This is a genomic window from Listeria tempestatis (genome assembly GCF_963575625.1).
Taxonomy (GTDB): domain Bacteria; phylum Bacillota; class Bacilli; order Lactobacillales; family Listeriaceae; genus Listeria; species Listeria tempestatis.
Genome location: NZ_CAUYTK010000003.1, coordinates 279,931 through 304,635, shown reverse-complemented (window position 1 = coordinate 304,635; position 24,705 = coordinate 279,931). Strand labels below are relative to the sequence as shown.

28 protein-coding genes are annotated in these 24,705 nt (G+C 38.5%); 19 read left to right on the top strand and 9 right to left on the bottom strand.

Annotation, left to right across the window (positions count from 1 at the left end):
* Window positions 1–8 precede the first annotated feature (8 nt).
* Window positions 9–239, bottom strand: a complete 231-nt coding sequence (locus R8923_RS06365; RefSeq protein WP_485871917.1) for a DUF3955 domain-containing protein — start codon at window positions 237–239, stop codon at window positions 9–11.
* Between the two features lie 131 nt (window positions 240–370).
* Here R8923_RS06365 and R8923_RS06360 point away from each other — a divergent pair, with 131 nt between their 5' ends.
* From R8923_RS06360 to R8923_RS06345, 4 genes are all read left to right on the top strand, one after another.
* Window positions 371–1,159 carry an aminoglycoside 6-adenylyltransferase gene (locus tag R8923_RS06360; RefSeq protein ID WP_485871916.1) on the top strand — a complete coding sequence of 263 codons (789 nt, stop codon included), beginning with the start codon at window positions 371–373 and terminating at the stop codon, window positions 1,157–1,159.
* Window positions 1,160–1,208: 49 nt separating this feature from the next.
* On the top strand, window positions 1,209–1,952 hold the full coding sequence (locus tag R8923_RS06355) for an FAD synthetase family protein (protein WP_485871915.1): 744 nt from the start codon (window positions 1,209–1,211) through the stop codon (window positions 1,950–1,952).
* 116 nt (window positions 1,953–2,068) lie between these two features.
* A complete protein-coding gene (locus R8923_RS06350; RefSeq protein ID WP_485871914.1) occupies window positions 2,069–2,545 on the top strand; it encodes a DUF6530 family protein in 477 nt (158 codons plus the stop codon).
* An 11-nt stretch (window positions 2,546–2,556) separates the two neighbouring features.
* Entirely contained in the window at window positions 2,557–2,898 is a 342-nt protein-coding gene (locus R8923_RS06345; protein WP_485871913.1) for a GIY-YIG nuclease family protein, read from the top strand.
* Window positions 2,899–3,128: 230 nt separating this feature from the next.
* Here R8923_RS06345 and R8923_RS06340 read toward each other — a convergent pair whose 3' ends face one another.
* Complete coding sequence (locus R8923_RS06340; protein WP_485871912.1) at window positions 3,129–4,853, bottom strand: EndoS/ChiA family endoglycosidase; 1,725 nt, start codon at window positions 4,851–4,853, stop codon at window positions 3,129–3,131.
* A 172-nt stretch (window positions 4,854–5,025) separates the two neighbouring features.
* Here R8923_RS06340 and R8923_RS06335 point away from each other — a divergent pair, with 172 nt between their 5' ends.
* The 11 genes from R8923_RS06335 (at window position 5,026) to R8923_RS06285 (ending at window position 13,856) form a co-directional block, all read left to right on the top strand.
* Complete coding sequence (locus R8923_RS06335; RefSeq protein WP_485871911.1) at window positions 5,026–5,466, top strand: GNAT family N-acetyltransferase; 441 nt, start codon at window positions 5,026–5,028, stop codon at window positions 5,464–5,466.
* 12 nt (window positions 5,467–5,478) lie between these two features.
* On the top strand, window positions 5,479–5,826 hold the full coding sequence (locus R8923_RS06330; protein ID WP_485871910.1) for an iron-sulfur cluster biosynthesis family protein: 348 nt from the start codon (window positions 5,479–5,481) through the stop codon (window positions 5,824–5,826).
* Window positions 5,827–5,906: 80 nt separating this feature from the next.
* Window positions 5,907–6,758 (top strand): VOC family protein, encoded by an 852-nt coding sequence (locus tag R8923_RS06325; RefSeq protein WP_485871909.1) that lies wholly within the window; start codon window positions 5,907–5,909, stop codon window positions 6,756–6,758.
* Entirely contained in the window at window positions 6,758–7,717 is a 960-nt protein-coding gene (locus tag R8923_RS06320) for a ring-cleaving dioxygenase (protein WP_485871908.1), read from the top strand. The genes R8923_RS06325 and R8923_RS06320 overlap by 1 nt, the downstream gene beginning before the upstream one ends.
* 4 nt (window positions 7,718–7,721) lie before the next feature.
* On the top strand, window positions 7,722–8,333 hold the full coding sequence (locus tag R8923_RS06315) for an alpha/beta hydrolase (protein WP_485871907.1): 612 nt from the start codon (window positions 7,722–7,724) through the stop codon (window positions 8,331–8,333).
* Window positions 8,330–8,944, top strand: a complete 615-nt coding sequence (locus tag R8923_RS06310; protein WP_485871906.1) for a flavin reductase family protein — start codon at window positions 8,330–8,332, stop codon at window positions 8,942–8,944. Before R8923_RS06315 ends, R8923_RS06310 begins: the two co-directional genes overlap by 4 nt.
* A gap of 357 nt (window positions 8,945–9,301) precedes the next feature.
* On the top strand, window positions 9,302–10,555 hold the full coding sequence (gene hflX / locus R8923_RS06305) for a GTPase HflX (RefSeq protein ID WP_485871905.1): 1,254 nt from the start codon (window positions 9,302–9,304) through the stop codon (window positions 10,553–10,555).
* Window positions 10,556–10,620: 65 nt separating this feature from the next.
* Window positions 10,621–11,487 carry a metallophosphoesterase gene (locus R8923_RS06300; protein WP_485871904.1) on the top strand — a complete coding sequence of 289 codons (867 nt, stop codon included), beginning with the start codon at window positions 10,621–10,623 and terminating at the stop codon, window positions 11,485–11,487.
* Between the two features lie 81 nt (window positions 11,488–11,568).
* The gene (locus R8923_RS06295; protein WP_485871903.1) at window positions 11,569–12,180 is read left to right on the top strand and encodes a PepSY domain-containing protein; all 612 of its coding nucleotides are present in this window, start codon (window positions 11,569–11,571) and stop codon (window positions 12,178–12,180) included.
* Window positions 12,181–12,410: 230 nt separating this feature from the next.
* Window positions 12,411–13,169 (top strand): ABC transporter ATP-binding protein, encoded by a 759-nt coding sequence (locus R8923_RS06290; protein WP_485871902.1) that lies wholly within the window; start codon window positions 12,411–12,413, stop codon window positions 13,167–13,169.
* A gap of 36 nt (window positions 13,170–13,205) precedes the next feature.
* On the top strand, window positions 13,206–13,856 hold the full coding sequence (locus R8923_RS06285) for a GntR family transcriptional regulator (RefSeq protein WP_485871901.1): 651 nt from the start codon (window positions 13,206–13,208) through the stop codon (window positions 13,854–13,856).
* 36 nt (window positions 13,857–13,892) lie between these two features.
* Here the strand turns inward: R8923_RS06285 and R8923_RS06280 are convergent, their stop codons facing one another.
* Window positions 13,893–14,876, bottom strand: a complete 984-nt coding sequence (locus tag R8923_RS06280; RefSeq protein ID WP_485871900.1) for an oxidoreductase — start codon at window positions 14,874–14,876, stop codon at window positions 13,893–13,895.
* Window positions 14,877–15,004: 128 nt separating this feature from the next.
* On the opposite strand from R8923_RS06280, the gene R8923_RS06275 reads away from it, so the two are divergent.
* The 4 genes from R8923_RS06275 (at window position 15,005) to R8923_RS06260 (ending at window position 18,012) form a co-directional block, all read left to right on the top strand.
* Window positions 15,005–15,928, top strand: a complete 924-nt coding sequence (locus tag R8923_RS06275) for a diacylglycerol/lipid kinase family protein (protein ID WP_485871899.1) — start codon at window positions 15,005–15,007, stop codon at window positions 15,926–15,928.
* Window positions 15,929–15,976: 48 nt separating this feature from the next.
* Window positions 15,977–16,309 (top strand): hypothetical protein, encoded by a 333-nt coding sequence (locus tag R8923_RS06270; RefSeq protein ID WP_485871898.1) that lies wholly within the window; start codon window positions 15,977–15,979, stop codon window positions 16,307–16,309.
* A gap of 117 nt (window positions 16,310–16,426) precedes the next feature.
* Complete coding sequence (locus tag R8923_RS06265) at window positions 16,427–17,566, top strand: serine hydrolase domain-containing protein (protein ID WP_485871897.1); 1,140 nt, start codon at window positions 16,427–16,429, stop codon at window positions 17,564–17,566.
* A 62-nt stretch (window positions 17,567–17,628) separates the two neighbouring features.
* Window positions 17,629–18,012, top strand: coding sequence for a hypothetical protein (locus tag R8923_RS06260; RefSeq protein ID WP_485871979.1), 384 nt, complete (start codon window positions 17,629–17,631; stop codon window positions 18,010–18,012).
* Window positions 18,013–18,058: 46 nt separating this feature from the next.
* Here R8923_RS06260 and R8923_RS06255 read toward each other — a convergent pair whose 3' ends face one another.
* The 6 genes from R8923_RS06255 to R8923_RS06230 all read right to left on the bottom strand — a co-directional run bounded on the left by R8923_RS06255 (window position 18,059) and on the right by R8923_RS06230 (window position 24,430).
* Window positions 18,059–18,523 carry an Lmo0779 family protein gene (locus tag R8923_RS06255; RefSeq protein ID WP_485871896.1) on the bottom strand — a complete coding sequence of 155 codons (465 nt, stop codon included), beginning with the start codon at window positions 18,521–18,523 and terminating at the stop codon, window positions 18,059–18,061.
* Window positions 18,524–18,629: 106 nt separating this feature from the next.
* On the bottom strand, window positions 18,630–19,508 hold the full coding sequence (locus tag R8923_RS06250; RefSeq protein ID WP_485871895.1) for a PTS mannose transporter subunit IID: 879 nt from the start codon (window positions 19,506–19,508) through the stop codon (window positions 18,630–18,632).
* An 18-nt stretch (window positions 19,509–19,526) separates the two neighbouring features.
* Complete coding sequence (locus R8923_RS06245) at window positions 19,527–20,342, bottom strand: PTS mannose/fructose/sorbose transporter subunit IIC (protein WP_485871894.1); 816 nt, start codon at window positions 20,340–20,342, stop codon at window positions 19,527–19,529.
* An 82-nt stretch (window positions 20,343–20,424) separates the two neighbouring features.
* Complete coding sequence (locus R8923_RS06240) at window positions 20,425–20,904, bottom strand: mannose/fructose/sorbose PTS transporter subunit IIB (protein WP_485871893.1); 480 nt, start codon at window positions 20,902–20,904, stop codon at window positions 20,425–20,427.
* Window positions 20,904–21,338, bottom strand: coding sequence for a mannose/fructose/sorbose PTS transporter subunit IIA (locus R8923_RS06235; protein WP_485871978.1), 435 nt, complete (start codon window positions 21,336–21,338; stop codon window positions 20,904–20,906). Before R8923_RS06235 ends, R8923_RS06240 begins: the two co-directional genes overlap by 1 nt.
* 272 nt (window positions 21,339–21,610) lie before the next feature.
* Entirely contained in the window at window positions 21,611–24,430 is a 2,820-nt protein-coding gene (locus R8923_RS06230; RefSeq protein ID WP_485871892.1) for a sigma-54-dependent transcriptional regulator, read from the bottom strand.
* Between the last annotated feature and the right edge of the window lie 275 nt (window positions 24,431–24,705).

Here is a 24,705-nt window from a genome sequence, read left to right as displayed (position 1 = left end):
GTTGCAAACTAATTTGATTTTTTAGCTGAACGTTTTTTAATAAGTTTTACAATCCAGTAAACGATGACGAGGAATATTCCAAAATAGATGCTAAGAAGTCCTAATGCTACATAGGCCAAACCAGGCTCGTGAACAATCCCATTTGCATCAACTGTAACGTCAAAGAGCATGGATAAAACAAACGAGACAAAACCTAAAACAATAAAAATAGGACCGCTATATTTAAATGCTAAATTCATTTTTTTCATCCTTTCAAAAAATCGATTTTTTATGATAAATTGAAAGTATCACTTTCATGTTTTCATTATAAACGATATGATTCTAAAAAACAATATAATTTTATCGAAAAACAATAATAAAGAGGTGTAAAATGATAAAAACAGATGAAATTCTACAAAAGATAGTTACGTATTTTCAAACAGAAGAGAGCGTCAAAATGCTAGTTCAAGAAGGTTCCTTCGCCAAAAAAGAGCATATCGACAAATGGTCAGATTTAGATATAAATGTTTGGTTCGAAGGAAGCCGTGATTTTACAAAAGAGCTCACTTGGCTTGAAAAAATTGGATATCCGCTCGTAGCAGTGCCGCTTGATTTTCCTGTTCAAAAAGAGATGCGCTCACTAATTGTGATTTTTGATAATGGTGTTAAAGTTGATTTTTCATTTTGGCCACTTCGTTTACTTGAATCTCCGTTTCCATATTACAAGAAATATTTAGTTTTGCTTGATAAAAAAGAATTCAGCGAAAAACTTATTCCGTTTTTGCAAAAAGAAGATGAGGCTAGAATAGGAGAGACGGAATTTCAGACGCTCGTCGATGAATTTTATTTGGAGATGCATTATGTGGCGAAGTTTCTAAAGCGTGGCGATTTCTGGTTTGTCGGGCAACTGGAAGCTGGCATACGTGAAAATTATTTTCTGCCACTTTTAGAGGAAATCGCCTATTTAGCTGGCAAGAAGCCGCATTTCCTTGGTCGGCGCATGGCCGACTGGCTACCAACGGTGTGGCTAGACAAAATTCAGCTTTTATTCCGAAAAAATGAGGTTGTCGAGGTATTTGATTTGTTTTCAGCATTAGTACAGGAAATTTGTACGAAACGTGGTTTTTCTCTTGATGAAAAACGTCTTGCAAAGCTTGAAAAAGTGATTCTAAGCGTTTAATTTGTACTTTTTGAGTGTGACGTTTACAGTAAAAGTGGGAGTGAAGTTTATGGAGATTTATCATGTGGAAATGGGGCCAGTGCCCGATAAACGAAAAGCCGTTTTGTCCATAGGGAAATTTGACGGTATTCATCTTGGGCATCAAAAAATTTTGGAAGTAGCACATCAACTAAAGCGGCAGGATGAGCAGCTTTCGGTGATAAGTTTTAGTCCGCACCCGCTCTGGGCTTTAAAAAATTTGCCCGAGTACCGGGAAGCGATTACACCAGGAACAGAGAAGGAACGCTGGCTCGCGTATTACGGTGTAGATGTGCTATTTGAAACAGATTTTACACCAAAATATGCAGAAACAACACCCGAAATTTTTGTATATGAACATTTGGCCGCGCTTCATTTATCCCGTATAGTTGTCGGTGAAGAGTTTAACTTTGGGAAAGGTCGCGCCTCTGATGTGGATCTCTTATCAGAGCTTTGTAAGCCTTTTAATATTCAAGTGACGGCTGTTCCTGTGGAAAAGGACGGAAAAAATAAAGTGAGTTCGACGGATATCCGTGCTATGATTCGGCGTGCAGAATTTCGGGAAGCTGAAAAATGGTTAGGTCACCCGTGGTATGTGTCTGGTGAAGTCAAAAACGGTATTATGACAGGACTAGACGATTATTGTCTGCCAACCGCTACAAGCTATGAGACGAACCACGGTCTCGTCCAAATTACAAAAAATCATCAAATAAAAGTCGATCTATCAGATGGAGTGCATACGCTCCGTTTTATAGCCACTCCATCATTAAGCTAGCCCTAGCCCAGTATTTTCTGGGCTTTTTTATTTGAAAATAGGCAAAAGTAGAGCGCTTTACATTTTACTTATTTAGTAATATACTAATTTAGTAAATTAGTAAAAGGAGAATAAATATGATTCCTGTAAATTTAAAACATAAACCAGTATTTGTTGTGCCAAACTACGAAGATGTTGATGGAAAACTCGCCTATCATTCAGATGCTAAAGGACTTTCACTTGGCTTAGCACAGTGGAATGACCGCGGCAAGGTGGATATTTCCGCTAAGATATGGCGCCATACAGGTGGTAAATGGTCACGCCAATCAGAAGAAATGCCACTACATCGTGTGTTAGATTTAGCTATTTTAATTGCACGTGCAAAAGTTCATTTTAACGATGCATATAAATATGATCACTTTTATGATAAAGAAAAACCTGAATTAGATCGCATTGGGCTTCAAGGTGATGCGATGACGGTTCAAGTTTGTGAAGAAAATCCATATATTGATGAAGATATGAAGCTATTCCAGCAAGCTTTACATGATGATGATGAACTTTTAAGTGAACGTTTACGAGTTTTAAGCAAGTTGCTGAAAGAATCTGGCTACTAGGAGTTGGTAAAATGGGACAAAATCGCGATGACAGAAAAGCAAAAATCCGTGCGTATAAAGAAACGCCGCCTGACGCTGGTGTGTACCGCTTTTTAAACAAAGAAACAGGTGTATTTTTAATTGGAAAAACGATGAACCTAAAAGGTGCTTCTTCCAAGCTTGAATTTGGTCTAAAGCTAGGAGAGGGAAGCATGTTACCTCGTTATATGGCTGATGAGGCACGAAAATCAGGTGTGGAAAATATCACGTTTGAAGTGCTCGAACGCGTAGATGTAAAACCAGAAATGACGCGTGAAGATATTCAAGAAGAATGTGATGTATTGTTTGAAATTTGGGAAGAGAAGTGCAAATAAAAGAACCGCTAACTAGCAGTTCTTTCAGACTGCTGACAAACGGCAATCTTCGTCGTTAAACCCTCCGTTCCGATGTTCACGTACTCGAGTACGCTCCACTTCGGTACTCGGCTTTGCCTAGAATCTCACCATTTGTCAGCAGTCTGATTTTGCGTAGGTCGTTTCGTTTTGTGTAAACTTTAAGTTTTTCTTCAAGCTAAAAGAACCGCTAACTAGCGGTTCTTTTAGTCTTATTTTGTTACTTTCTTCTTCTTAAGTAGAATTAAGCCTACTAGTATCGTAGCAAACGCAACCCAAATGTTAACAGAGCTATCACCAGTTTGTGGCAGTTTCGTTGTTTTTGGATCGCTTGTTTTTTCTGGCTTTGCTTTATCCCCGCTAACAAGTACTGCTGAATCCTTCTTAGAATACACAAAGGTTACTTCTTGTGCTTGGCTTGAAAAAGTACCATTTGCTATTCCTACTGTTTTCATATACGTATAGCCAGGGATTTCTTTTTTTGAAAAAGCAAAACTCTCGCCTAATTCGCCCGTAAGTACAACATCATCTGCAATTTTATTACCACTTTCATCTTGATATTTAGCTGTTGCCGGCTTGGCAGCTACATTTTGAAGTTCTTTTTGAAGTGCCGTTGTAAGCGAATTAACTTCTGCGGCAGTATATTTTTTCTCGCCTAACAAAGTAGCAAGTTTTTCACGTGCTGCTTTTAGAGCCGGTAAATCATGGCTTTGTAGAAGTGCATCTGCCTCGTCTAAAGCGGTTGTTGCACTAGTTAAATCAGTAGCCATAAGTTCTTTTTCTAAAATAGGATCATAGGTTGGGTTTACCGCTTCATCATAAGTAGCTCCTAAAATAGCAACATTTACATCATATAAATTTTTTGCATTTTGAATCTTTCCTTCAATCGTTTGAATTTCTTTTGCAGTTAAATTTTTCGCATATTTAATCCGATTTAAGTGATGAAGAGCGAAATTTTTTGCGCTAAGAAGAGAGTAGCCATTCACTTCTAAAATCGCAGTTTTCGTCCATAAAAGATTAGACGGAGAAATGCTACTTATATCTGGCTCTTCATAGGTTTTCCCGTCTCTATCAAAAGCATAGAGAAACATACCAGCTAAATTGTTTTCTCGGGAATATTTTGCAACTTGATAAATGTTAGATTGTTCATATGGAAGGGTTGCATCATACCAACGATTAACAGGGTCTTGTTCTTCTGGGAAAGTCAAACCAGGTAAAAACTTACTTTTCGGAATAAAAGGAGTATAGGCGTCAGAAGCACGTGCCGTTCGATCAGCATTACTTCCGTATTGTTGATAGGCTAGTAAATCAAAATTATCACTTACATTTTGGAAAGGCTTCGTATTTTGACCATTTGTGTCATAGAGGAAGAGAGTGCCATTGTTTGCTTTTGGCCCAATATATTTTGAAAGTGCTTGAATGACACCATCAGAGATACGGACCTCCTCATCAGTTGGGAAAGTTTCCATATCAATGTCAAGACCATCAAGTCCCCAAGGTAACATCAGTTCATCTAGCAAGGCTTTAGCATAGTCATCAAATTCTTTTTCAGTTGGAAAATCACCAGCATAAGGTATTTCGAGTAATTTTGTGTAGTCGAAACCACGAATCAATTTGACTCCTCGCGCATGAAGCTCTGGCTCGTAGACTTCTTTTAACTTTTTAAAAAAAGGCTCTGCTAAGTCTTCCTGACCAGGAGGTACATAACTGAACACATTCACAATATTAATCCCGTATGGAATGTCGCTCATAGATAGCCAGTTTTCATCTGGCAAACTTGTGTTAACACCTTTCATCTCTTTGTCTCGCCATGCTCGGTAGTAAATCATAAAGTTTTTACTTTCCGCCGCTTCGGCATGTTTTGCGGGAGGGATTACGGGAATCAAACTAATACAGAGTAGCAGAATTAAACCAACTATAAAGCTTTTCTTTTTCATGTAAACACCCCTTTTTTTATTGTTGAAAGCAAAAAGTAAACGCTTTCAAATGAATTTTATCACAAATGAATCATATTAATATGTAAAAATTAAAGTATTTTAAGTAATAATCATAGGGATTCTTTTTCTGTTATACTAAAATGACTGATAGATATTTTACGGAGGCGATGAAATGAAAAAAGTAGAAGAAAGTGATATTATTCGGATTTTACCACTTTTCCAAAATGAAGCCGATAATTATATGGCTACAAATAAAAGGATTATTGAAAAAGCAGATATTTTTTCATGGTTCAAAACGCCTGATCAAATTCCGTTTGTCGCCTATGAAGAAGATATCCCAACCGCATATGGCGAAATTTGGGTAGACGAGGAGGAAGGTGACTTAGAACTTGCACATCTCATTACATCACAAGAAATGAGAGGACAAGGCTACGGGAGAAAACTAGTCGAAGATTTACTTGAAGAAGCAAAAACATTTCCCTATGATGATATTTTTATTCGCGTCTTGCCAGAAAACACACGCGCTATTAAGCTATACAAAAGTTTCGGTTTTGAAGAAATCAAACCATTTGATGACCGCTATATCTGGATGAAACGAAAAAATTTACGTTAGAAGGTGCTATTGATGTATCTTTCCATTAGCCAAATCATTCAAGAAAAAATTGCAGCACTGCGGCAATCCAATGAACGGCTCGTATTAAATTTAAACGACGGTGCTGGAAAATATTCTGATTTCTGCGCGTCTTGTGCGGCAGATCTTTATTTCGATTTAATTATCGTCCCACAAAATGAAGATTTAGCGGAGTATAGTAGCCTCTTGCCATCAACGCTCGGTTCAATTTACATGAAACCTTATTCGCTTACCTACTTAGATGAGCAAAATAGTTTAAAAGTCACTTCCATGGGCACCTATGCTTTAGTTGGAGAGACAAGTGGTGTCATTTGCCAAAACGTAAAACTAAAAAGGAGCTAATGCACTTATTTTTTGTAAGCAAGTTGCTTTACATTTTAATTGTTTAGTTATAAACTTTAGATATCGAAAGGAGGCGCGACATGACTAAAAAAATCCATCATATTTCTGCGTTTATTAAAAATTTTGAGCAGTCCCATCATTTTTATCAAGATATTTTAGGTTATCGGCTTGTGAAAAATACAGTCAACCAGGCGAATATTCAAATGCGGCACTTGTTTTATGGCGATAGAAGAGGGAATCCAGGTACGCTATTAACATTCTTTGAAATTCCGCGGATAGGACGCACATACAATGAAAAAGCCTTTTTTGGACGCATCACACTTGCGATACCGATAAACAGTATGAGTTTTTGGCGAAAACGTTTAACAGATTTTGGCGTAGAAACATCTATTCAAGAAGGGAATTTATATTTTACCGACCCAGATGGACTTACAATTGAGCTTTTCGAATTGAGAGAGGAAATCCGTGAAGAAAATGCAACAACGCACACGGATATTCCGCTAGATAAACAAATTATTCGTATTTTAGATGTGGTTTATCATATACCAGAGCCAGATAAGACGAAAAAATTTCTAGCTAGGTTTGACGTAAATGAATTAACAACTGAAAAAACTTCTTCTTTAGAAAAAACGAGGTTTGGTCGAGGCACAATTGATCACGTCGCCTACCTTGTAGAAAGCAACGAAGCATTAGAAGCCCTCTACACGTTTGCCAAAACAAATAAAATGGAAGTGGAAGAATATGTTGACAGAGGCTATTTTATGAGCCTTTATATCCTTGATCCATTTGGTTTAAGAATTGAATTTGCAGGCATCAAGCCAGGATTCACATTAGATGAAACGGTAGAAGAACTCGGCACACATTTTAGTTTACCACCATTTTTAGAAGAAAAAAGAAATGAAATTGAAACTTATTTTGGAGGGGAAAAATAATGATAAAAGATTTAAAAGGAATTCACCATGTAACAGCCATGACAAGTAGTGCTGAGAAGAACTATGATTTTTTCACGAACGTTCTAGGTATGCGTTTAGTTAAAAAAACAGTCAATCAAGATGATATCCAGACGTACCACATGTTCTATGCCGATGATGCTGGAAATGCTGGGACAGATATGACCTTTTTCGATTTTCCAAATTTGCCAAAAGGTAGACCTGGAACGGATAGCATTTCCAAAACGAGCTTTCGTGTGCCAAGTGATGCGGCGCTTGAATACTATAAGGACAGGTTCCAAAAATTAGATGTGCCGCACGGAGAGATTGAAACATTATTTGGGAAAAAAGTGCTTGCGTTTCAAGACTTTGACGAGCAAGCCTTACAGTTAATTTCTGACGAACAAAATGAAGGGGTCGCACCTGGCGTGCCGTGGAAAAACGGCCCAGTTCCCGAAAAATATGCGATTTACGGTTTAGGCCCCGTATTCCTTACGGTTCCCTCACTTGAAAACATGGATGCGGTGCTAAAAGCGATTCTTGGCTTCCGTTTTGTTAGCGAGGAGAATGGTTTGCATTTGTATGAAGTGGGCGAGGGTGGAAACGGAGCGCAAGTGATTGTGGAGGAAAGAACGGATATTCCTAGTGCGATGCAAGGTTTTGGCGGCGTTCATCATGTGGCTTTTCGCGTTAGCGATCACGAGGAACTGATGAAATGGATTGAGCGAATAAATACTTTTCAGGCACCAAACAGTGGCTTTGTAAACCGCTTCTATTTTGAATCACTTTATGTACCTGTGAGTAGGCAGATCCTCTTTGAATTTGCAACGGACGGCCCCGGATTTACTAGCGACGAACCATATGAAACCCTTGGTGAAAAGCTAAGCTTACCTCCCTTTTTAGAAGGGAAACGAGCGGAAATTGAGGCGCAAGTACGACCAATCGACACAAAAAGGAGTTGAAGAGATGGAACACATTTTCATTCCCGGTGATAAAACGAAAAAGCCGCTACTTTTGTTGCACGGAACAGGTGGTGACGAACATTCTTTAGTAGAACTAGCAAGTCTTATTGCGAAAGGCGCACCAATTTTATCGTTACGTGGTGAAATTTCGGAACACGGCGCAAATCGATTTTTCAAACGCTTTAGTGATGGCAGTTTGGATCTTAAGGACCTTGCTTTGCAGACGGAAAAATTACTACGAACGACACAAGAGCTTGCGGCAGCGTATGATTTGGATTTTGGTGAATTAGTTGTTATTGGCTATTCAAACGGGGCGAATATTGCAGCGAATGCCATTTTGCAAGATGTGGACGGTTTTCAAAATGCCATTTTGTTCCACGCCATGCCCGCTGAAAATGCTCCGAAAAAATTCTCTTTAAAGACGCGCCGTATTTTTCTAAGTGCCGGCGTAAATGACCCACTTGTAAGCTTCGCTGCGTCTAAAAAATTAGTTGAACTGTTCCAAGCTCGCGCGGCAAAAATTGAAACCGTCTGGACGGAAGCTGGGCACAATTTGACGGCAGATGAAGTGCAGGCAGCAAAATTATGGTATGAAAATTTGGGTGCGGGAGCATGAAGTTCTTTTCAGACGAGCTTTCCCCAAAAGAGAATTATAAATTTTTAAGTGGTGCTATTATCCCGCGACCAATTGCTTTTGTTGTGACGCAATCTTCTGATGGTATTGTGAATGCGGCGCCGTTTAGTTTCTTTAGTGTTGTGTCGAGTGATCCGGCGATTGTATCGTTAGCAGTTCAGCGCCGAAATGGCGAGATGAAGGACACGGCGCGAAATGCGATTCGATCTGGTGAACTCATGATTCATATTGTGAGCGAAGATTTTGTGCGTGATGTAAATGAAACCGCGGCTAGTCTGCCGCCTGATGAAAGTGAGCTTATGCTTACGAATTTACATCTTGCATATGATGAAAATTTTAATGTGCCAAAAATCGAGGAAGCTAAAATTAAACTGGCGGGAGAGGTTTGGCAAGTGCTTCCAGTTCAAAATGATGCTGGTGCGACTACCGCCGATTTGATTTTAGTTCGTATTCGGGAATACGATATGGATGAGTCGGTTTTAAATGCCGAAAAAGGATATTTGCTTGCGGACAAAATAAAGCCCGTATCGCGCTTAGCGGGTAGTGATTATGCCAAACTAGGCGAGCGCTTTCAATTAAATCGGCCCAAATAAATGCTAGCAGCCTGAAATCATAAAGTTTCAGGCTGATTTTTTTGTGCTTGAAATTTAAAGATATGCATGTTATGATGGCGGTATCTAAAAGGCTAGGAGGCTCGGCGAATTATGATTTGGATTAGACTTCGTTCCGGAAACGGTTCTTGCAACTAATTAAATAGTGCGGAAATCTACGTTTATTTGACGTGGGTAACGGGATTTGTCTATTCATAATTTGCGTGGCTTTAATTTGATACGGAAATTTTTTCGAAGAGGCGAAGTGTATGCTTCTTTTTTTGTACGCTTTTTTAGGCGCAAATCTATACAATTCCTGACCGCACTGAAAGAAAAAATTTTTTCAGGAGGTCATTTTTTATGAACAAAAAAGTTATTTTAGTTGGCGTTAGTGGTTCAGATAAGGATTTTGAATACTCAATGATTGAGCTTAGCAATTTGGCAGAGGCAAATCATTACGAGGTATTAGATGTCGTGAAGCAAAATATGGACCGACTAAACAAGGCGACTTATGTTGGAAAAGGAAAAGTAGAGGAGTTAAAACAAATTGCGGAAATGCTTGGTGCGAATGCGCTTGTTATGAATGATGAGCTTACGGCATCGCAAATTCGCAATTTGGAAATGGAGCTTGAACTGGAAATCATTGACCGAACAGCGCTTGTTTTGGCGATTTTTGCGGAACGTGCAAAAACACGTGAAGCTCAGCTTCAAGTGGAAATTGCGCGCTTGAAGTATGAACTCCCGCGCCTTGCTTTTGGCGATGATAAACTTGACCAACAAAGCGGCGCAAGCGGTATGGCAAACCGTGGTTCAGGGGAGAAAAAAATCGAGAGCGACCGGCGAATTATTAAAAATCAAATTCGCCACTTGACGAAAGAATTGGAAGAGATTGTAAAGGAGCGCGAAACAAGACGGCGCAAGCGAAAGAAAAATGAAATTCCAATTGTCTCACTCGTCGGCTATACAAACGCGGGCAAGTCTACCACGATGAACGGCCTGGTTGAACGTTTTAGCAAATCCGCCCACAAACAGGTTTTTGAAAAAGATATGCTATTTGCAACGCTTGAAACGAGCATACGCGAAATCATTTTACCAGACAAAAAACAGTTTTTATTAACAGATACGGTTGGTTTTGTCAGTAAATTGCCAACGCACCTTGTGAAGGCATTTCGCTCAACGCTTGAGGAGGCAAAAGAGGCCGATTTATTGCTACATGTGGTGGATTACTCAGATGAAAATTATCACGCAATGATAGAAACAACGGAAAAGACTTTAGAGGCTGTTGGAATAAAGGATATCCCTGTTTTATTCATCTTCAATAAGGCCGATAAAGTAGCAGGAGCCGAGTATCCCGAGCTAAAAGATGGTGGTCTCATTTATTCTGCAAAAGATACAAGAAGTTTAAAAATGCTAACACAAAAAATTGCTGAGCAAGTTTTCGAAGACTATAAAGAAATAGTTTTCCTTATCCCGTTTGATCGCGGTGATATTATTTCATACTTAAATGAACATGCACGCGTGTTAGCGCAGGAATATACGGAATCTGGAGCTGAACTACGCGCCGAGGTTAGCCCGGTTGATGCGGAAAGGTTTCATGCCTTCCAAATGAAATAATCAGCATTTTATGTTTAGAAATGGTAGAATAAAACGAATAGGAAAATGCAAAGTGAGGAAATAGCATGAAAAAAAATATTGTTGGAATCGCGGCATTTGCTGGTTTTATGTGCCATTCGTATTATGCGACAAAAAAATTAGTGGTAACAGATTATGTAATACGTTCAAGCAAGATTCCTGTGTCATTTGATGAAAAAACATACATCCAATTATCCGATTTACACAGTTGTTCATTTGGCCGTTTTAACCATAAACTTATTAAGAAAGTTGCTTTGATGGAGCCAGATGGTATTTTTCTGACAGGCGATTTAATTGATGGTGACGAGCCGCATAATGTTGCCATGGCATTAGTTCGCAAGTTGAAAAAAATCTGTCCGCTCTATTATATAAGTGGTAATCATGAGCAAAAAAGCGCGTTTTTCAAAGATTTACTCGTTTCGCTAAAAGAAGAGGGCGTTCAAATTTTGCACAATGAACACGTATTTTTGGGAAGCGGCGGAGAACGAATCGCGCTTGCTGGCGTGGATGATCCTACTTTTCATTTACCCGAAGAGGAAAAACCAAGTTGGGTGAAGCATAAATCTGATATGAGTGAAATTGTGAGAGATGAAATTACACGCGCGACCGCGAATATTCCACGTGATGCGTTCACCATTTTACTCGCCCATCGTCCAGAATATTGGTCGATTTATCAAAATATGCCAGTGGATCTTGTTTTGTGTGGTCACGCACACGGCGGACAAATTCGCTTACCGCTAACAGAAGGGCTATTTTCCCCAGGACAAGGATTTTTACCAAAACTAACGGCTGGCTGTCATTTGGCAAATGGAAGGGCAATGATAGTAAGCAGGGGGCTCGGGAATACGACGATTATCCCTCGTGTTTTAAACAATCCAGAAATTGTGCGCCTCCATTTGAAACGAGAAAGTTAAGACTAAAGTAGGACGTGTTTTCGAGGAATCCTCTTTATAATAAAAATAGAAACGTATATTATTTTACAAGGGGGAAACAACATGAAAAATAGAAAAATAATAGGAATCGCCGCAACATTAGTATTATCGCTAGGAGTTCTTGCAGCTTGTGGAGATGATGACGATTATCGTTCAAATGATAAGAATGACTCAAAACAGTCCTCTTCATCAAAAAGTTCTAACGGTTCTTCCGTACAACAAAATGATTTGAAGGGCCAAACATTTAATTTATCAATGGAAGATGTTGTAAATAAATTCCAATCAAAAAATAAAAATGCGGATTTAACATCGGTAAAACTGGAATATGAAAACGGAAAAGTTGTTTATAAAGTCGAAGGCATGGATAACGCAAATGAATATGAAATGGTATTTGATGCTGACTCTGAAGAAGTGCTACAAGATTCAAGTGAAGCACTGGATAGAGATGATCAAAATGAAGTCGACAATGAAAAAATTGATGTAACGAATGTCATCCTAATGGACGAAGCTATGCAAAAAGCAGTAGCAGAAGTAGAAGGTGCTGTCGAAAGCGTTGAGCTAGATCGTTCTTATAACGATACAGTTTATGACGTATCGATCCAAAATGGTGCAAACGAATCCGAAGTTCGCTTAAATGCTCAAAACGGTTCCATATTAAATGTTGAAAATGACTAAAAATACTATTTAAAACAATAAACCGAGCAAATCCATTTTTTGAAATGGCTGTATTGCTTGGTTTTTTGTTGGAGTTTTTCCTAAACATTTTTCGGCTTTTTAGTATATAGAGAGATTTAGGCAGGCTGATTTTATAGTATAAACTTACACGAGATAAGTAGAATTAAACTTCCACATGAGGCGTATCCATGTTAAACTAAGAATAGGTAAAAATAGAAAAGAGTGTAGCAATGGCAGTAGACAAATTATTTCATTTTTATTTTAAGAAACTAGGGAATTGGAATTTAATTTATAGTTTTGTAAAAGGTTACTGGGTAACGTATTTACTTATTTGTATCTCGCTAAGTGGAGTTGCAATCTTCAGCTTTATGTATCTTTCGAATTCAATTGCTTGGAGCGTGCTAGGCGCAGTACTATTTTTAATGATTCTATTGTTTCATGTATTAGTTACAAGGAAAGCTCGTAGATACATTAAACTAAACTATCAAATTCGTAATTTTAATGAGCTAGGAAAATTAAAACAATATCTTCTCTATGCCTATTTAAAAAGAAATGGTTTTATTACGCGAGAAGACTTGGATAAGTTAATTTTGTTTATTCAATCTGAAACGAAACAGATTAACACATCTAAAAAATGGAATTTACTTGGAATAGTCATGAGTGTTTTTATTGCTGTTTTTTTGGCTATTTTTGGTGGAAGTTTCTTATTTCAAGTTTTTGATGAGAAAAGTAGAGTTATTGTTGCGCTTATCATTATTATTTTAGCCTTGGTTCTTTATTATTTAGGAAAAATGATGGAACAATTGTTTCGGCATTTCACCCAAAAAGAAGCGCGTCTAAGAGCTTATTTAGTGCGGCAGATTATTGCGATTCAAACCGTTCTTTTAACAAGTGAAAATACGGAATATAGTCCTTTTCTTGCAGTAGAGAGAAAAACGCGAGAAAATCCATTCTTACAGGAAATCATTCTTTCCAAATCCTTTTTATAATACAGTTTACTAAAAACAGAGAGAAGAGGGTACGAGATGGAAAAAGGTCAAAAGGAGACAATGGAGACGAAATGTTACAAGGAAATCAAAAGAAGAATTCAGTCAGGGGAATATGAATCGGGAACACGTTTAATTGAAACAACGATTTCACGAGAACTAAAAATAAGTCGTACGCCTGTTAGAAAGGCGATTGCGATGCTCACAGCGGATGGATTTGTAGAAAATATAGATTACCGCGGGGCAATCGTAAAGAGTAGCAAAATATCTAAAGATAATTATATTGAAATTTTGGATATTGTCGGTTTATTTTTAAAACATACGATTGAACGAATTGAATCTAAAAAAATTAGATTCGATCATCGGGTACTTATTCCTAGAAAAGTAGAGTTTGAATGGCAGGTTCAAAATGGCGATAAAGCGGCTTATACAAATTATTGTCGTGTGGTTGTTTTGGAACTTGTAAACTGCTTGAAAAATGAATATTATCATGAAATTTTAGTTGCTTATTTCGATAAAATTGGTCAATTTGCAGATCATGAAGTGAATTTTATTTTAGAACATTCTGGTCCAGAACTCGTTAGTAAATTGGATGACCTTTTAAATGCAATCGAATGTGAAAATTATCTTGAAGCTAAAATGATAGTAGATCAAGCAACAGAATTTCAAATTTTATCAGCATATCGTTAGCAATAAAGAGCGGAAATCAGTAGATTTCCGCTCTTTTCACTCAGCAATTTTGACTACATAGCGACCAAGAATACCACCATCCATGATTTTCTGTAGCGCTTCTGGCAAAGTTTCTAACGTAATTTCAGTTAATAACGAGGGTAGCTTATCCACACGTAAATCAGTTGCAATCTGCTCCCAAATTTGTACACGCTTTTCATACGGGCAATAAACGGAGTCAATGCCAAGAAGGCTTATACCTCGCAAGATAAACGGGAAAACCGTAGTCTCCAGTTTCCCAGAAAGCGCCATACCGCACGCAGTTACGCAGCCACCATATTTTGTAGCAGAAAGCAAGTAACTAAGCACTTCACCGCCAACACAATCGGTAGCGTGAGCGAAACGTTCCGTATCTAATGCCCGTTTTTTTTCGGGATTAAAATCGGACCGAGTGACAATTTGCGCTGCACCAAGTTCGCGTAATAGCGTCTCGTTCCCTAATTTTCCGCTAGAGGCTACAACTGAAAAGCCTTTTTTAGCTAGCATACCTGTTGCAATACTTCCAACGCCGCCTGAAGCCCCGCTAACAGCAACAGTTCCGTCATCTGGTTTGGCACCACCATCTAAAAGGGCTTGCACGCTTAGTGCTGCTGTGAAACCGGCCGTACCATAACACATGGCTTCCCGTAATGTTAAATTTTTAGGGAGCGGAACGACCCATTCTTTTGGAACGCGAATGAATTCGCTAAATCCACCAAAATGGCTTACGCCGAGTCCGTAGCCTGTGACGATAACTTGGTCGCCTTTTTTAAAGAGAGAAGATGTTGAATCTGTAACGACACCACTTGCATCGATTCCTGGAATAAACGGGTAGTGTGTGACGATTTTTCCGTCTGGCAAAGTCGCAAGAGCATCTTTGTAATTAACGCTGGAGTAGTGAACGCGTATGGTGACATCGCCTTCTGGTAATGCAGTGAAGTCTGTTTTGGCGATAGTAACAGTTGCATTTTGGTTTACGAATAGAGCGCGAAATTTAGACATCTTTTTCCTCCTTTAGTATATACGTTAAATGTAACGAATAATGAAGGTCTAATCAACTGAAAATGGTATTTAATTTACGTTTTGGGTATAATAAAATAGGAATTGTCAGGAAAGAAGGTAAATGACACATGGAAAAAGTTCTTCTCATTGTAAACCCGTCATCAGGGAAAGAAAAGGCGAAAACCTATATGGAAAAAGCAGAAAAAGTTTTGAAAAATCGTTTTGAGAGTGTAGAGGTTAGGCTTACTGAAAAAGGTGGTGACGCGACGGAATTTGCTTCTACGGCTGCTGAAGAAGGCTTTTATGCAGTGATTGCTATGGGTGGTGACGGTACATTAAATGAAACAATTAATGGTCTTGCTAAACATGATAAGCGTCCAGCGTTTGGTTTTATTCCACTTGGTACTGTAAACGATTTAGCGCGCTCAACGGGAATTCCATTAAAACCTGATAAAGCGATTAAAATGCTTGAAACGGCTGTTTTAAAACCAATGGACGTTGGGAAAATTGATGACCAATATTTTATGAATGTGTTAGCCATTGGGATGATTGCTCAAGCAGTCGATCAAGTGAGTGTGGAACAAAAAACAAAATTTGGTCCAGTTGCCTATTTTATTGAAGGTTTAAAGGCATTCAATCGGCATGAATTGCTCCATTTTAAAATTCGGAGTGAGGAAGTGGATTTTGATGATAAAGCTGCATTAGTTGTTGCCGGGCTTACGAATTCAGTTGGTGGAATGGAAAAATGGGCGCCAGAAGCTGAATTAGATGATGGTTTACTTCACGTTTTCATCCTAACAAAGCTCGGTTTGATTGATGCGGCTAATATTCTCCCGCAACTTGTCAGGGGAACGCTTCAAAAGGCGAATGGTGTGCAGTATTATAAGACGAGCCATTTAGAGATTGAAGCAAGTGGTGACGGTATTTCTGTAAATGTAGACGGTGACCCAGGACCGAGTTTACCTGTTAAAATTGAGGTTTTGCCAAGTCATTTGGAGCTGTTTGTTCCAGAAAAGCAAAATAAGAAAAAGGTGTTTGGTAGGCTAATTTAGCGGGAATTTGCTACAATAGAGGCGAAAGGGTAAAAGGAGGCAATAGTCATGGAACAACTTGATGTAATCTATAAAGGGCTTGCAAATTTGAAGATGAATTTTAAGGCTGTTCCGGGAAAACTTTATTTGACGCCAACTAAATTGGTACATCAGCCAAATGAATATTTTGATGAGGAATTGGTTATTTCTTTTGATGATGTAGCTAAAATCCGCGGAGTGAAGACGAAGATTTTTGGGAGGGAAGTTATTCCTAATATTATTGAAATTCACTTGGAAAACGGGACAATTTATCAGTTTGTAGTAAATAAACAAAAAAAATGGCTAGAAGCAATTACAAAATTATTTTCTGAAAATGGTCAGTCAAAAAAATTAGGGGACTAAATGGGGGCTTATGATAAGCGCCCTTTTTTATTTATAAAATAGGCAATATGACCTCTTTAAGTGAGTCGCTATTTTATGATAAGATAGCTCAAATGAAAGCAAGAGGTGAAGCAATTCATGATAGAGACACGTCGTGAAAAAAATAAGCGAAGAAAGTTGAAACGGCGTCGCAAAAATATTTATGGTATCATGAGTCTTATTTTTCTTTTAGGTATAGTGGGTGGAGGTTTTTATTTTTACATAACTAAAGAGAATGTGAAAGAAACATCGAAAGCGCTAGTGAAACCACAACGAGTGGTAGAGGCAAATGTTGATCCTGAAAAAGCAATTGATACGTATTTGGAAGATATTGGTTTTAACGGTACCATTTATATTGAAGACAAGGGCAAATATGTGATAAATAAAGGTTACGGCAATGCCGATTTAGCTACTAGGAAGAAAAATCAGACGGACAGTGTCTATTTGATTGGTTCAATGCAAAAAGCGATGATTGCAACAGCATTTATGCAACTGGTTGAGCAAGGAAAGATCAGTTTAAATGACCCTATTCAAAAATTTTTACCTCATTTTCCGAACGGCCAAGCCATTAAAATGAAAAATTTTTTAGGGCATACGAGTGGATTAAAAGAGCACCAAAAAGGAAATGGAGCGACAACGCCGTATCAAATTGTGAAAACGATCGAACGTGCAGGAATTAAAGAGAAACCAGGGAAATGGAATTACTCTGATGATAATTATGCCGTAATTGCTTACTTAATTGAGCAAATTTCAGGTAGAAAGCTGAATGACTATGTTAAAGAGCATATCTTTATTCCTGCAGAAATGAGTTCAGCGGGCTTTGGAGAAAACTTTTATAAACTTGCAGCACATACAACGAGTTACTATTCAAAAAATCATGAACGAATTTTGGCCCCGTTAAAAGAAGATTTGTCGCAGTTTTTTGGTGCTGGGGACATGTATATGACAGCAACGGATGTGAAAAAATTTGATGATGCACTGCTTTCTGGGAAATTAATTTCGCAAGCTGGAGTGAAACGCCTTTTGCAAAAAGGGGCTATGAAATATGGCTTTGGTATATATGATTTTGGGAATTATTATATTTCGAGAGGTGTATTATATGGTTATGAGTCTGCCAATGTTTTTACGAAAGACCATACAAAAACGATTATTTTATTAACAAATGCTAGAAACGCTGAAACGAAAACAGCTTTTTATGTGGATACGAGAAAAATTCTGGATATTATGGAAAAAAATTAGGCTGATTAAAAAAGCCGTGCTATAATAGTGACAGAACTTGATGACACAGGAGGAAATAATTGGTGGAAATAATGGTTCGAAGTAAAATTCAAGATAATAAGGTGGCTTTTCTAAGTGATTTTGGTGAAGGTGTTGGCACTTGGATGGACGAGGAGCCAGACCCGGGGAGTAAGTACACGGTAGAGGTAACGATTCCTGAAAAAATCACGTTTGAGTTTTTAAATGAAAGTGAAGAAAAGCACTGTTTAATTGAAGTTGATGAAAATGGAAAAATCCACATTGTTGGTCAACTTGAAGACTATGAGGAAGACGGCTTTGCTGTTTTGCGTCTTGAAGAGAGTATCATTTGTTTTGACACAGATTTTGATGAGCAAATTGAACATTTGCACGGTAAATTTATAGATGTATTTGTTTCTGAGATTAGGCTGAATAGTGTGGGACTATAAATAGAAAGGGGATGGGTTTATATAAACCCATCCCCTTTTATGTTGGTTAACTATATGTTGCTAGAACCTTCATCATTTTTTCTAAATCATCTTCTGACTTTGCGAAAAGCATGAGTCGTCTGCGGTCAGTTTCGATCACTAAAACGCCGTCTTCTGATAAATTCATTCGCTCAATTTTTGAGTAAGGGAAGAAGAGTAGGGCATAGAATAAACCCTCTTCTTTAAAAACGACATTTGAACTACGAAAGAAGCTAATGTAAATAAAGAGTACCGCTAAAATTCCGAGCAAAATCGTGGTTGAGAAAGGACCATTTCGCGAAATATTCATGCCGAAAAGAAGAATAATTAACCCAATAAATATGTATCCATCCCACTTTCCACGTGAACGAAGGCGGGCTTTTAATTTTGTCCGACCCTTCCAGAAAGTGATTACAATCCCGTCATAGAGAATAAAAGCTAAAGCGCCAATACTGAAAATAAGTAGAAAAATGTTTGTAGCAGTCCACTCCATTTATACTTCACTCACATTCTTTAAAAATTATTTCTTCATCATTGTAGCATAGAAAGAACAGACAAGGAACCTAGGACACCCCAGATTCCTCGCCATTTTAATTGATTTAACCAAGTGGAGAATAGTTTGCTGGTGGAATGCCAAGAACGCCTGTAGCATAGCCAACAATTCCGACCACGAAAAGACCTAAAATAAGCCAAAGCGGATTGACCTTTTTCTTCAAAATCCACATACATAAGAATGTAAGTCCTAAAGCAAGTAAGCCAGGCATTAATTGGTCTAATATGCTTTGAACCGTTGTTTCTACTGTTTTACCGTTATCATCAGTTGTTGTATAAGCTACAAGTGGCACATAAATCGTGGTCCACTTGTTAACGAGCGCCCCCATAACGAATAGTCCAAGAATTGAAGCACCTTCCGTCAACTTCTGAAGCACGCCGCCGCTCATATCGGAAACAACATCTGTTCCTTTCGTATAACCATAGACGACACCCCAATAACGGAAACCAAGTCGAATTGCGTTAAAGAGCACGAAGAACAAAATAGGACCAATAATACTACCATCTGTAGCAAAACCTGCGCCTAGTGCAGCGAGAACTGGTCGAACAGTACCCCAGAAAATTGGGTCACCTACACCGGCAAGTGGTCCCATAAGACCAACTTTAATCCCGTTTATTGCCCCTTCATCAATATCAGCCCCGTTTGCTTTTTGTTCCTCCATCGCGCTTGTTACCCCTAAAATTGGTGCTGCCATATAAGGATGTGTGTTAAAGAATTCTAGATGACGCTTAATGGCAAGTTCGCGTTCAGGACCTTTTTCAGGGTATAAGCGTTTAATCACAGGGATAACAGAAAAACAAAATCCGAGTGATTGCATACGTTCAAAGTTCCATGAACCTTGGAAAAGGTTTGAGCGAATGAAAACACCCATTAAATCCCGTTTCGTTAGTTTCTTTTCACCGACAGTAACTTGTTCATTAGCCATGTTTATTATCCCCCTCTCTTAGTCATCCAAGTCGTCATCTAAGTCATCATCTGATTGGCGTTTTCCGCCGCCCCCGCCGTATTGCTCAATAGCCGCTTTAAGTTGATATTTAGGGTTGAGTTGGATGTAAACAATTGCTGCTACAAGTCCCAGAACACCAAGGGCTACCAAGTTGAAGGCAGTAAATGCCGCAACGACAAATCCTAAGAAGAAGAACGGCATTAAATATTTGGCTTGCATCATATTAATAACCATTGCATAACCTACAACAACAATGAATCCGCCAGCTACATTTAGCCCATTTACGATAACATCTGGAATAGCATTCAACATATCAGTAACGACATCGGTACCAACTGTCACAGCGACAATAAGTGCAGGAATCGCAATACGCATCGCTTGTAGTAAAAGGGCTGTGACGTGAATCCAGTCGAGACTTCGCAGGTTACCAGCTTTTCCAGCTTTATCGGCCATATGTTGGAAAGCAACTGTGATTGTACGAACTAAAATAGTTAAGACTTGACCTAAAGCTGCGAGTGGAATGGCAAGCGAAATCCCAACACTAATATCTTGCCCTCCAGTAATAACTAAAATGGTTGAGATGATAGAAGCGAGTGCCGCATCTGGTGCAACTGCTGCTCCGATGTTCATCCAACCAAGAGCGATCATTTCAAGGGTACCACCAATAATAATACCAGTTGTAATATCCCCAAGAACAAGACCGATGAGCGTACAGGCAATTAACGGACGATGCGTTTGCCACTCATCGAGGATACTCCCCATACCACTGACACAAGAAACTAAAAATACAAGAACGAGTTGTATAGCAGTCATTATTTTCCCTCCCAGTTTTTAAGTAAGATATAAATAAGATCGATTTTTTTAGAAAAAAGTAACGCTTGAAATTCACTATAAATCAGTCTTCAATAAGCGGTATTAATTGGACTTTATTATCCGATGCGACTTTACGGATTTCAAGTTCAATGCCACGTTTTGCAAGCTCACGGAAAGAAGTTTTATCCTGCTCATCAACTGAAACAGCGTTAGTGATTTGCTTTTTCCCTTCGCGGAAAGCCATGCCACCAATGTTTACAGACTTAATATCTACACCATTTTCAACCAGTTTTAAAACATCTGTTGGATTTGTAAACAACATCATAACTGGTGTAGTGGCGTATTTAGGGTTGTTGTAAACGCGAATTCCTTTGTCAACATCGACAACACTAGCTTTAACGCCAGGTGGTGCAACTTGCGTAAGTAAAGTTTTACGTACTTGGTCTTTAGCAACATCATCATTAATTACGATAATGCGTTCTACTTTTGTTTCTTTAGTCCATACTGTGGCTACTTGACCGTGGATAAGACGGTCATCAATTCTTGCTAGACGAATATCCATTATAAATCGTCCTCCCCTTCATTTTCATTTGTCTTCGGTAATGTTTGCTTTAATGATTTCACTCCTTCGCTACCTGCACGAATCGCAGTATCAACTAAGTCGCTAACGTTAGCGCCAGCGCGCATTGATAGTGTTTCAAGTAACATTGGAATGTTTACACCTGTTACGACATCCATATTCTCTTCTGGTAAGGCAATCGTACTGGAAGCGTTATAAGGACTTCCACCAAAGAGGTCAACCATAAAAATAACGCCTTCCGAAGAGTCAATTAAATTCAGCTTTTCTGTATATTTGGCAATTAAAGTGTCTGTATTTTCACCAGGAACAAACGTAATATATTCTACGTTTTCCTGTTTACCAATAATCATTTCAGCTGACTTCAACAGTTCACGGGCAGATTCACCGTGCGTGCCAATAATAATCCCTACTGGCATCATCCATCTCCTCCTTTATGACGAATATTTAAATCCCGCAATTCATATAGAAAGCAAGAAACATGCCAATGATAAGTATTCCCTCCTTTACTTTATAAATCAGTGTAGAAAGTGATGTTTAAATATGTAAAAGGCTATGCTTAATACGCTAAAGAAGAACGACAATACACTAATTTTATATTTGAGATACAAACTACATTACCCTGTAATATTGAATGGCAAACAAAAAAGAGGCAAACTTCACCTCTTTCCGTCTTGGTTATTCCGTCATATTACTGCATGGTTTTTGGTAAATAAATATCTTTTAAAATATCATGAATATAGTAAAGCTCATCTTTTGTTAAAGAGAGATTCATTCGTCTTTTGACGGCATCGCTAGCTGCTTCTAAGGCAGCTAAAATGTGTGGGTCAAAGTTTTCTTCTGTTTCTCGGTAAATCAAACTATCGTTTATGACCATTCGCTCGAGCGCGCATCCGACGTGTATGAGTAGGTTGATTTGGTGGGCGCTTTCGATTTTCTGACCGAGTTTTTCCTCTAAAACGGTATTAAAGGTGTTTAAAATATCGAGTGTTTTTCTTGGGTTCAAATACGTAAGAAATTCATTCAGGCTATCTTCTACAACTTCTTTTGTTATGCGGTTCGTTTCACTTTTTTTGACGAAAATATTTCGCTGTTTAACGAGGTTAACAAGGTGTTCCTCGCCGTCACTCGCGAATAAACGTTCAATTGGAATGAAAGGTATCGCATTTTGCGGATCACGAATCCCAACTGCCATGAGAATATCATACTCGTTTTGAAGTTCCGCAAGGCGCGGCTGCATATCTGCCACACTAATTGGAATGACAGGGATGCGCTCGGTCGTAATCGTATCTAAAATGTTTTCAATAAAAATTTGTAATTTTTCCGCCGTACCTTCACCAGTTGCGCAAATTGTCACGATGGCATGAGGTCTCCCAGTTGCATCTTGCAAATCATTATCAGAAGCATAACCGCCGTAACCGCGGAAGTCTTTTAGTGAATCATAAATGCTGCCTAAGTCCATATCTAAAATATTTGATTTTCGCACAGATTCAATGACAGTCGCCGTTGAAACCATGTCGATAGAGCGAACTTCAATGCCCGTACGTTCAGAAATGACTTGTGCAAAGCCAGTAAGTGAGCCCATGTCAACAAGTAACAAGACACCACGCCCCGTATCCAGTTCCTTCGCGCGCTCAGTCAATTTATCGAGCACGACTTTTGGACTTTGGTCAAGCGGCATATCAATTCCTTCAACGAGACCATCGCCAAGCAGTTTTTTAGCCACACCGACCATGCTACTAGCCGTATTGTTACCGTGCGCCGCAACTAAGACGGCAACCCGCGCGTTCTCTTGCTCTTTCAAAAGCGAACTAATTAAGAGTGTTAAATACATGACTTCCATATTCGGCACGCGAATGTGAAAGACCGCTTCAATTTCATCTTTTATTTCACAAGAAATCTCGTAAGCTTCCGGTTTATCATTAATAACCGTTTCAATGTTTGTGTATTTTAAAGGCTTATTGCTTTCTACTCTTTTAATAAAGGAAGTTAAATGAAGACTAAACGCTAACACAAATCGTTCGTTCAGCTTTTTGTTTAGGTGACGCTCCGTACGAAGTTTAGTTTCTTCTGCGAAATTTAAAATATCTTCATTAACGATTTTTAAAATGTTTTCACGCGTCTGAATCGTATTTTTAAACTTATTGTAGAAGCTATTTAAATGAATATCGATGTCCATCGTAATGAATTTTTTAATGTCATCATCTAAAACGCCTTGATCCATTAAAATAGAAGCCTTATCTTCAATAATCTTATATAAATTAAAGTTTGGCTCATATTCATCAGTTGTGATGAGTGGGCGAACTTGTTCAGGATAGATGGTCGTGTATGGCTCAAGGTATTCCGAAATTTCCTGTAATTCTTTTCGGCGCCCACTAAAATGGAAGAAACCGTCTTTAATTTCAATTGGCAGCGTTTTAAAGTCAATGACAATATCAGTATCCTGGTCAAAACTATTTAAAAATCCCTGTGCACAAACAAGTTGGATATTTGATTTCAATTGCCCGATATTTCCGCTCGTCGTATTACCAAGCAAGGCTTTCGCGGCTTCATCTTCAATTCGAATTGGCTTATTGACCCGGTGCGCTTCATTGGAAAGTAAGTGGGTAAGTAGTTCTACACGTTCTTTCGCCGTCCGCTCATCAAGTGAGGGAAGGGAAACCGTAATCGGAATACGTCTTACAAATGTTTTTAATAGCGAGGATGCGGGGTTTTCGGTCGTTGCTCCGATGATTAAAACATTCGATTTTCGTTTGCGGTCCGTTTCGCCAAGTTTATTAAAGGTGCCAGAATCCATCAGGTAGAAAATCATTTCCTGCCCTTCAGGAGGAAGGCGATGAATCTCATCTAAAAACAAAATGCCGCCGTTTGCTTTTTCAACAAGGCCTTGTTTTTCAGCATCAGCACCAGTAAAGGCACCTTTTACATGCCCGAAAATATGTGACATGAGTAGTTGTGGGTTGTTATAGTAATCGGCACAATTAAAGACGATGAAAGGAGCTTCTTGCGTTAAACGATTCGCATGATGGGCGAAACGATACATTAAGTTGGCGAAAAGTGTTTTCCCAACCCCCGTCTGACCTAAAATTAGTGTATGAAGCCCATTTGGTGGATAGAGCATTGCCGCCTTGGCTTGTTCGACAGGCGTTTTCAAACTTTCGCTAGCCCCAATTAAGTTTTCAAACGGACTTTTTTTCATCGTATCGGAAGTGAAGAGAGCTAAAATATCTTCTACTTGACTAAAGGTAAGTTCATTTTCAGAAAGAGGGCGCTCAATGGCTTCTTCAATCGTTTGCCGAACGAAGTATAATACTGGTCGGCTATTTACTTTAACAATTTTTCCTTGCCTAAAAAGTTCATTCAATTCCATGCTGACATTATTTCTTAAAATATGTAAGTCATCCGCAATGATGGAGGCCGTAAACCCTTCTTTTTCAGCAATTTGTTTACGAATAGTTGTTTTTGAAGATAATGTTACTAAGTGTTGATAAATTTTATCAATCCGCTTCAACTTAAACCCACCTTTTTAAAATTACTACCATAAAAGTGTATTGGAAATAAATAATACACTATTCCTTTCTGTATTAATTTTAGCACGCTTCATGAAAATGTCAATTTCCGTCATGCAATAGTTTTTTTTCTTTACAAATGGAAGTAAAAGTGTAAAAATAGAGGTGTCTAAATAATTCTGTTGCACTCGTCTTTTGAGTGAGTAATCACTCATTTTTAAAAAATGGTTTTTTATGTGAATGAAGGTACAATCAAAAGAAAAATGTGATGTTTTGA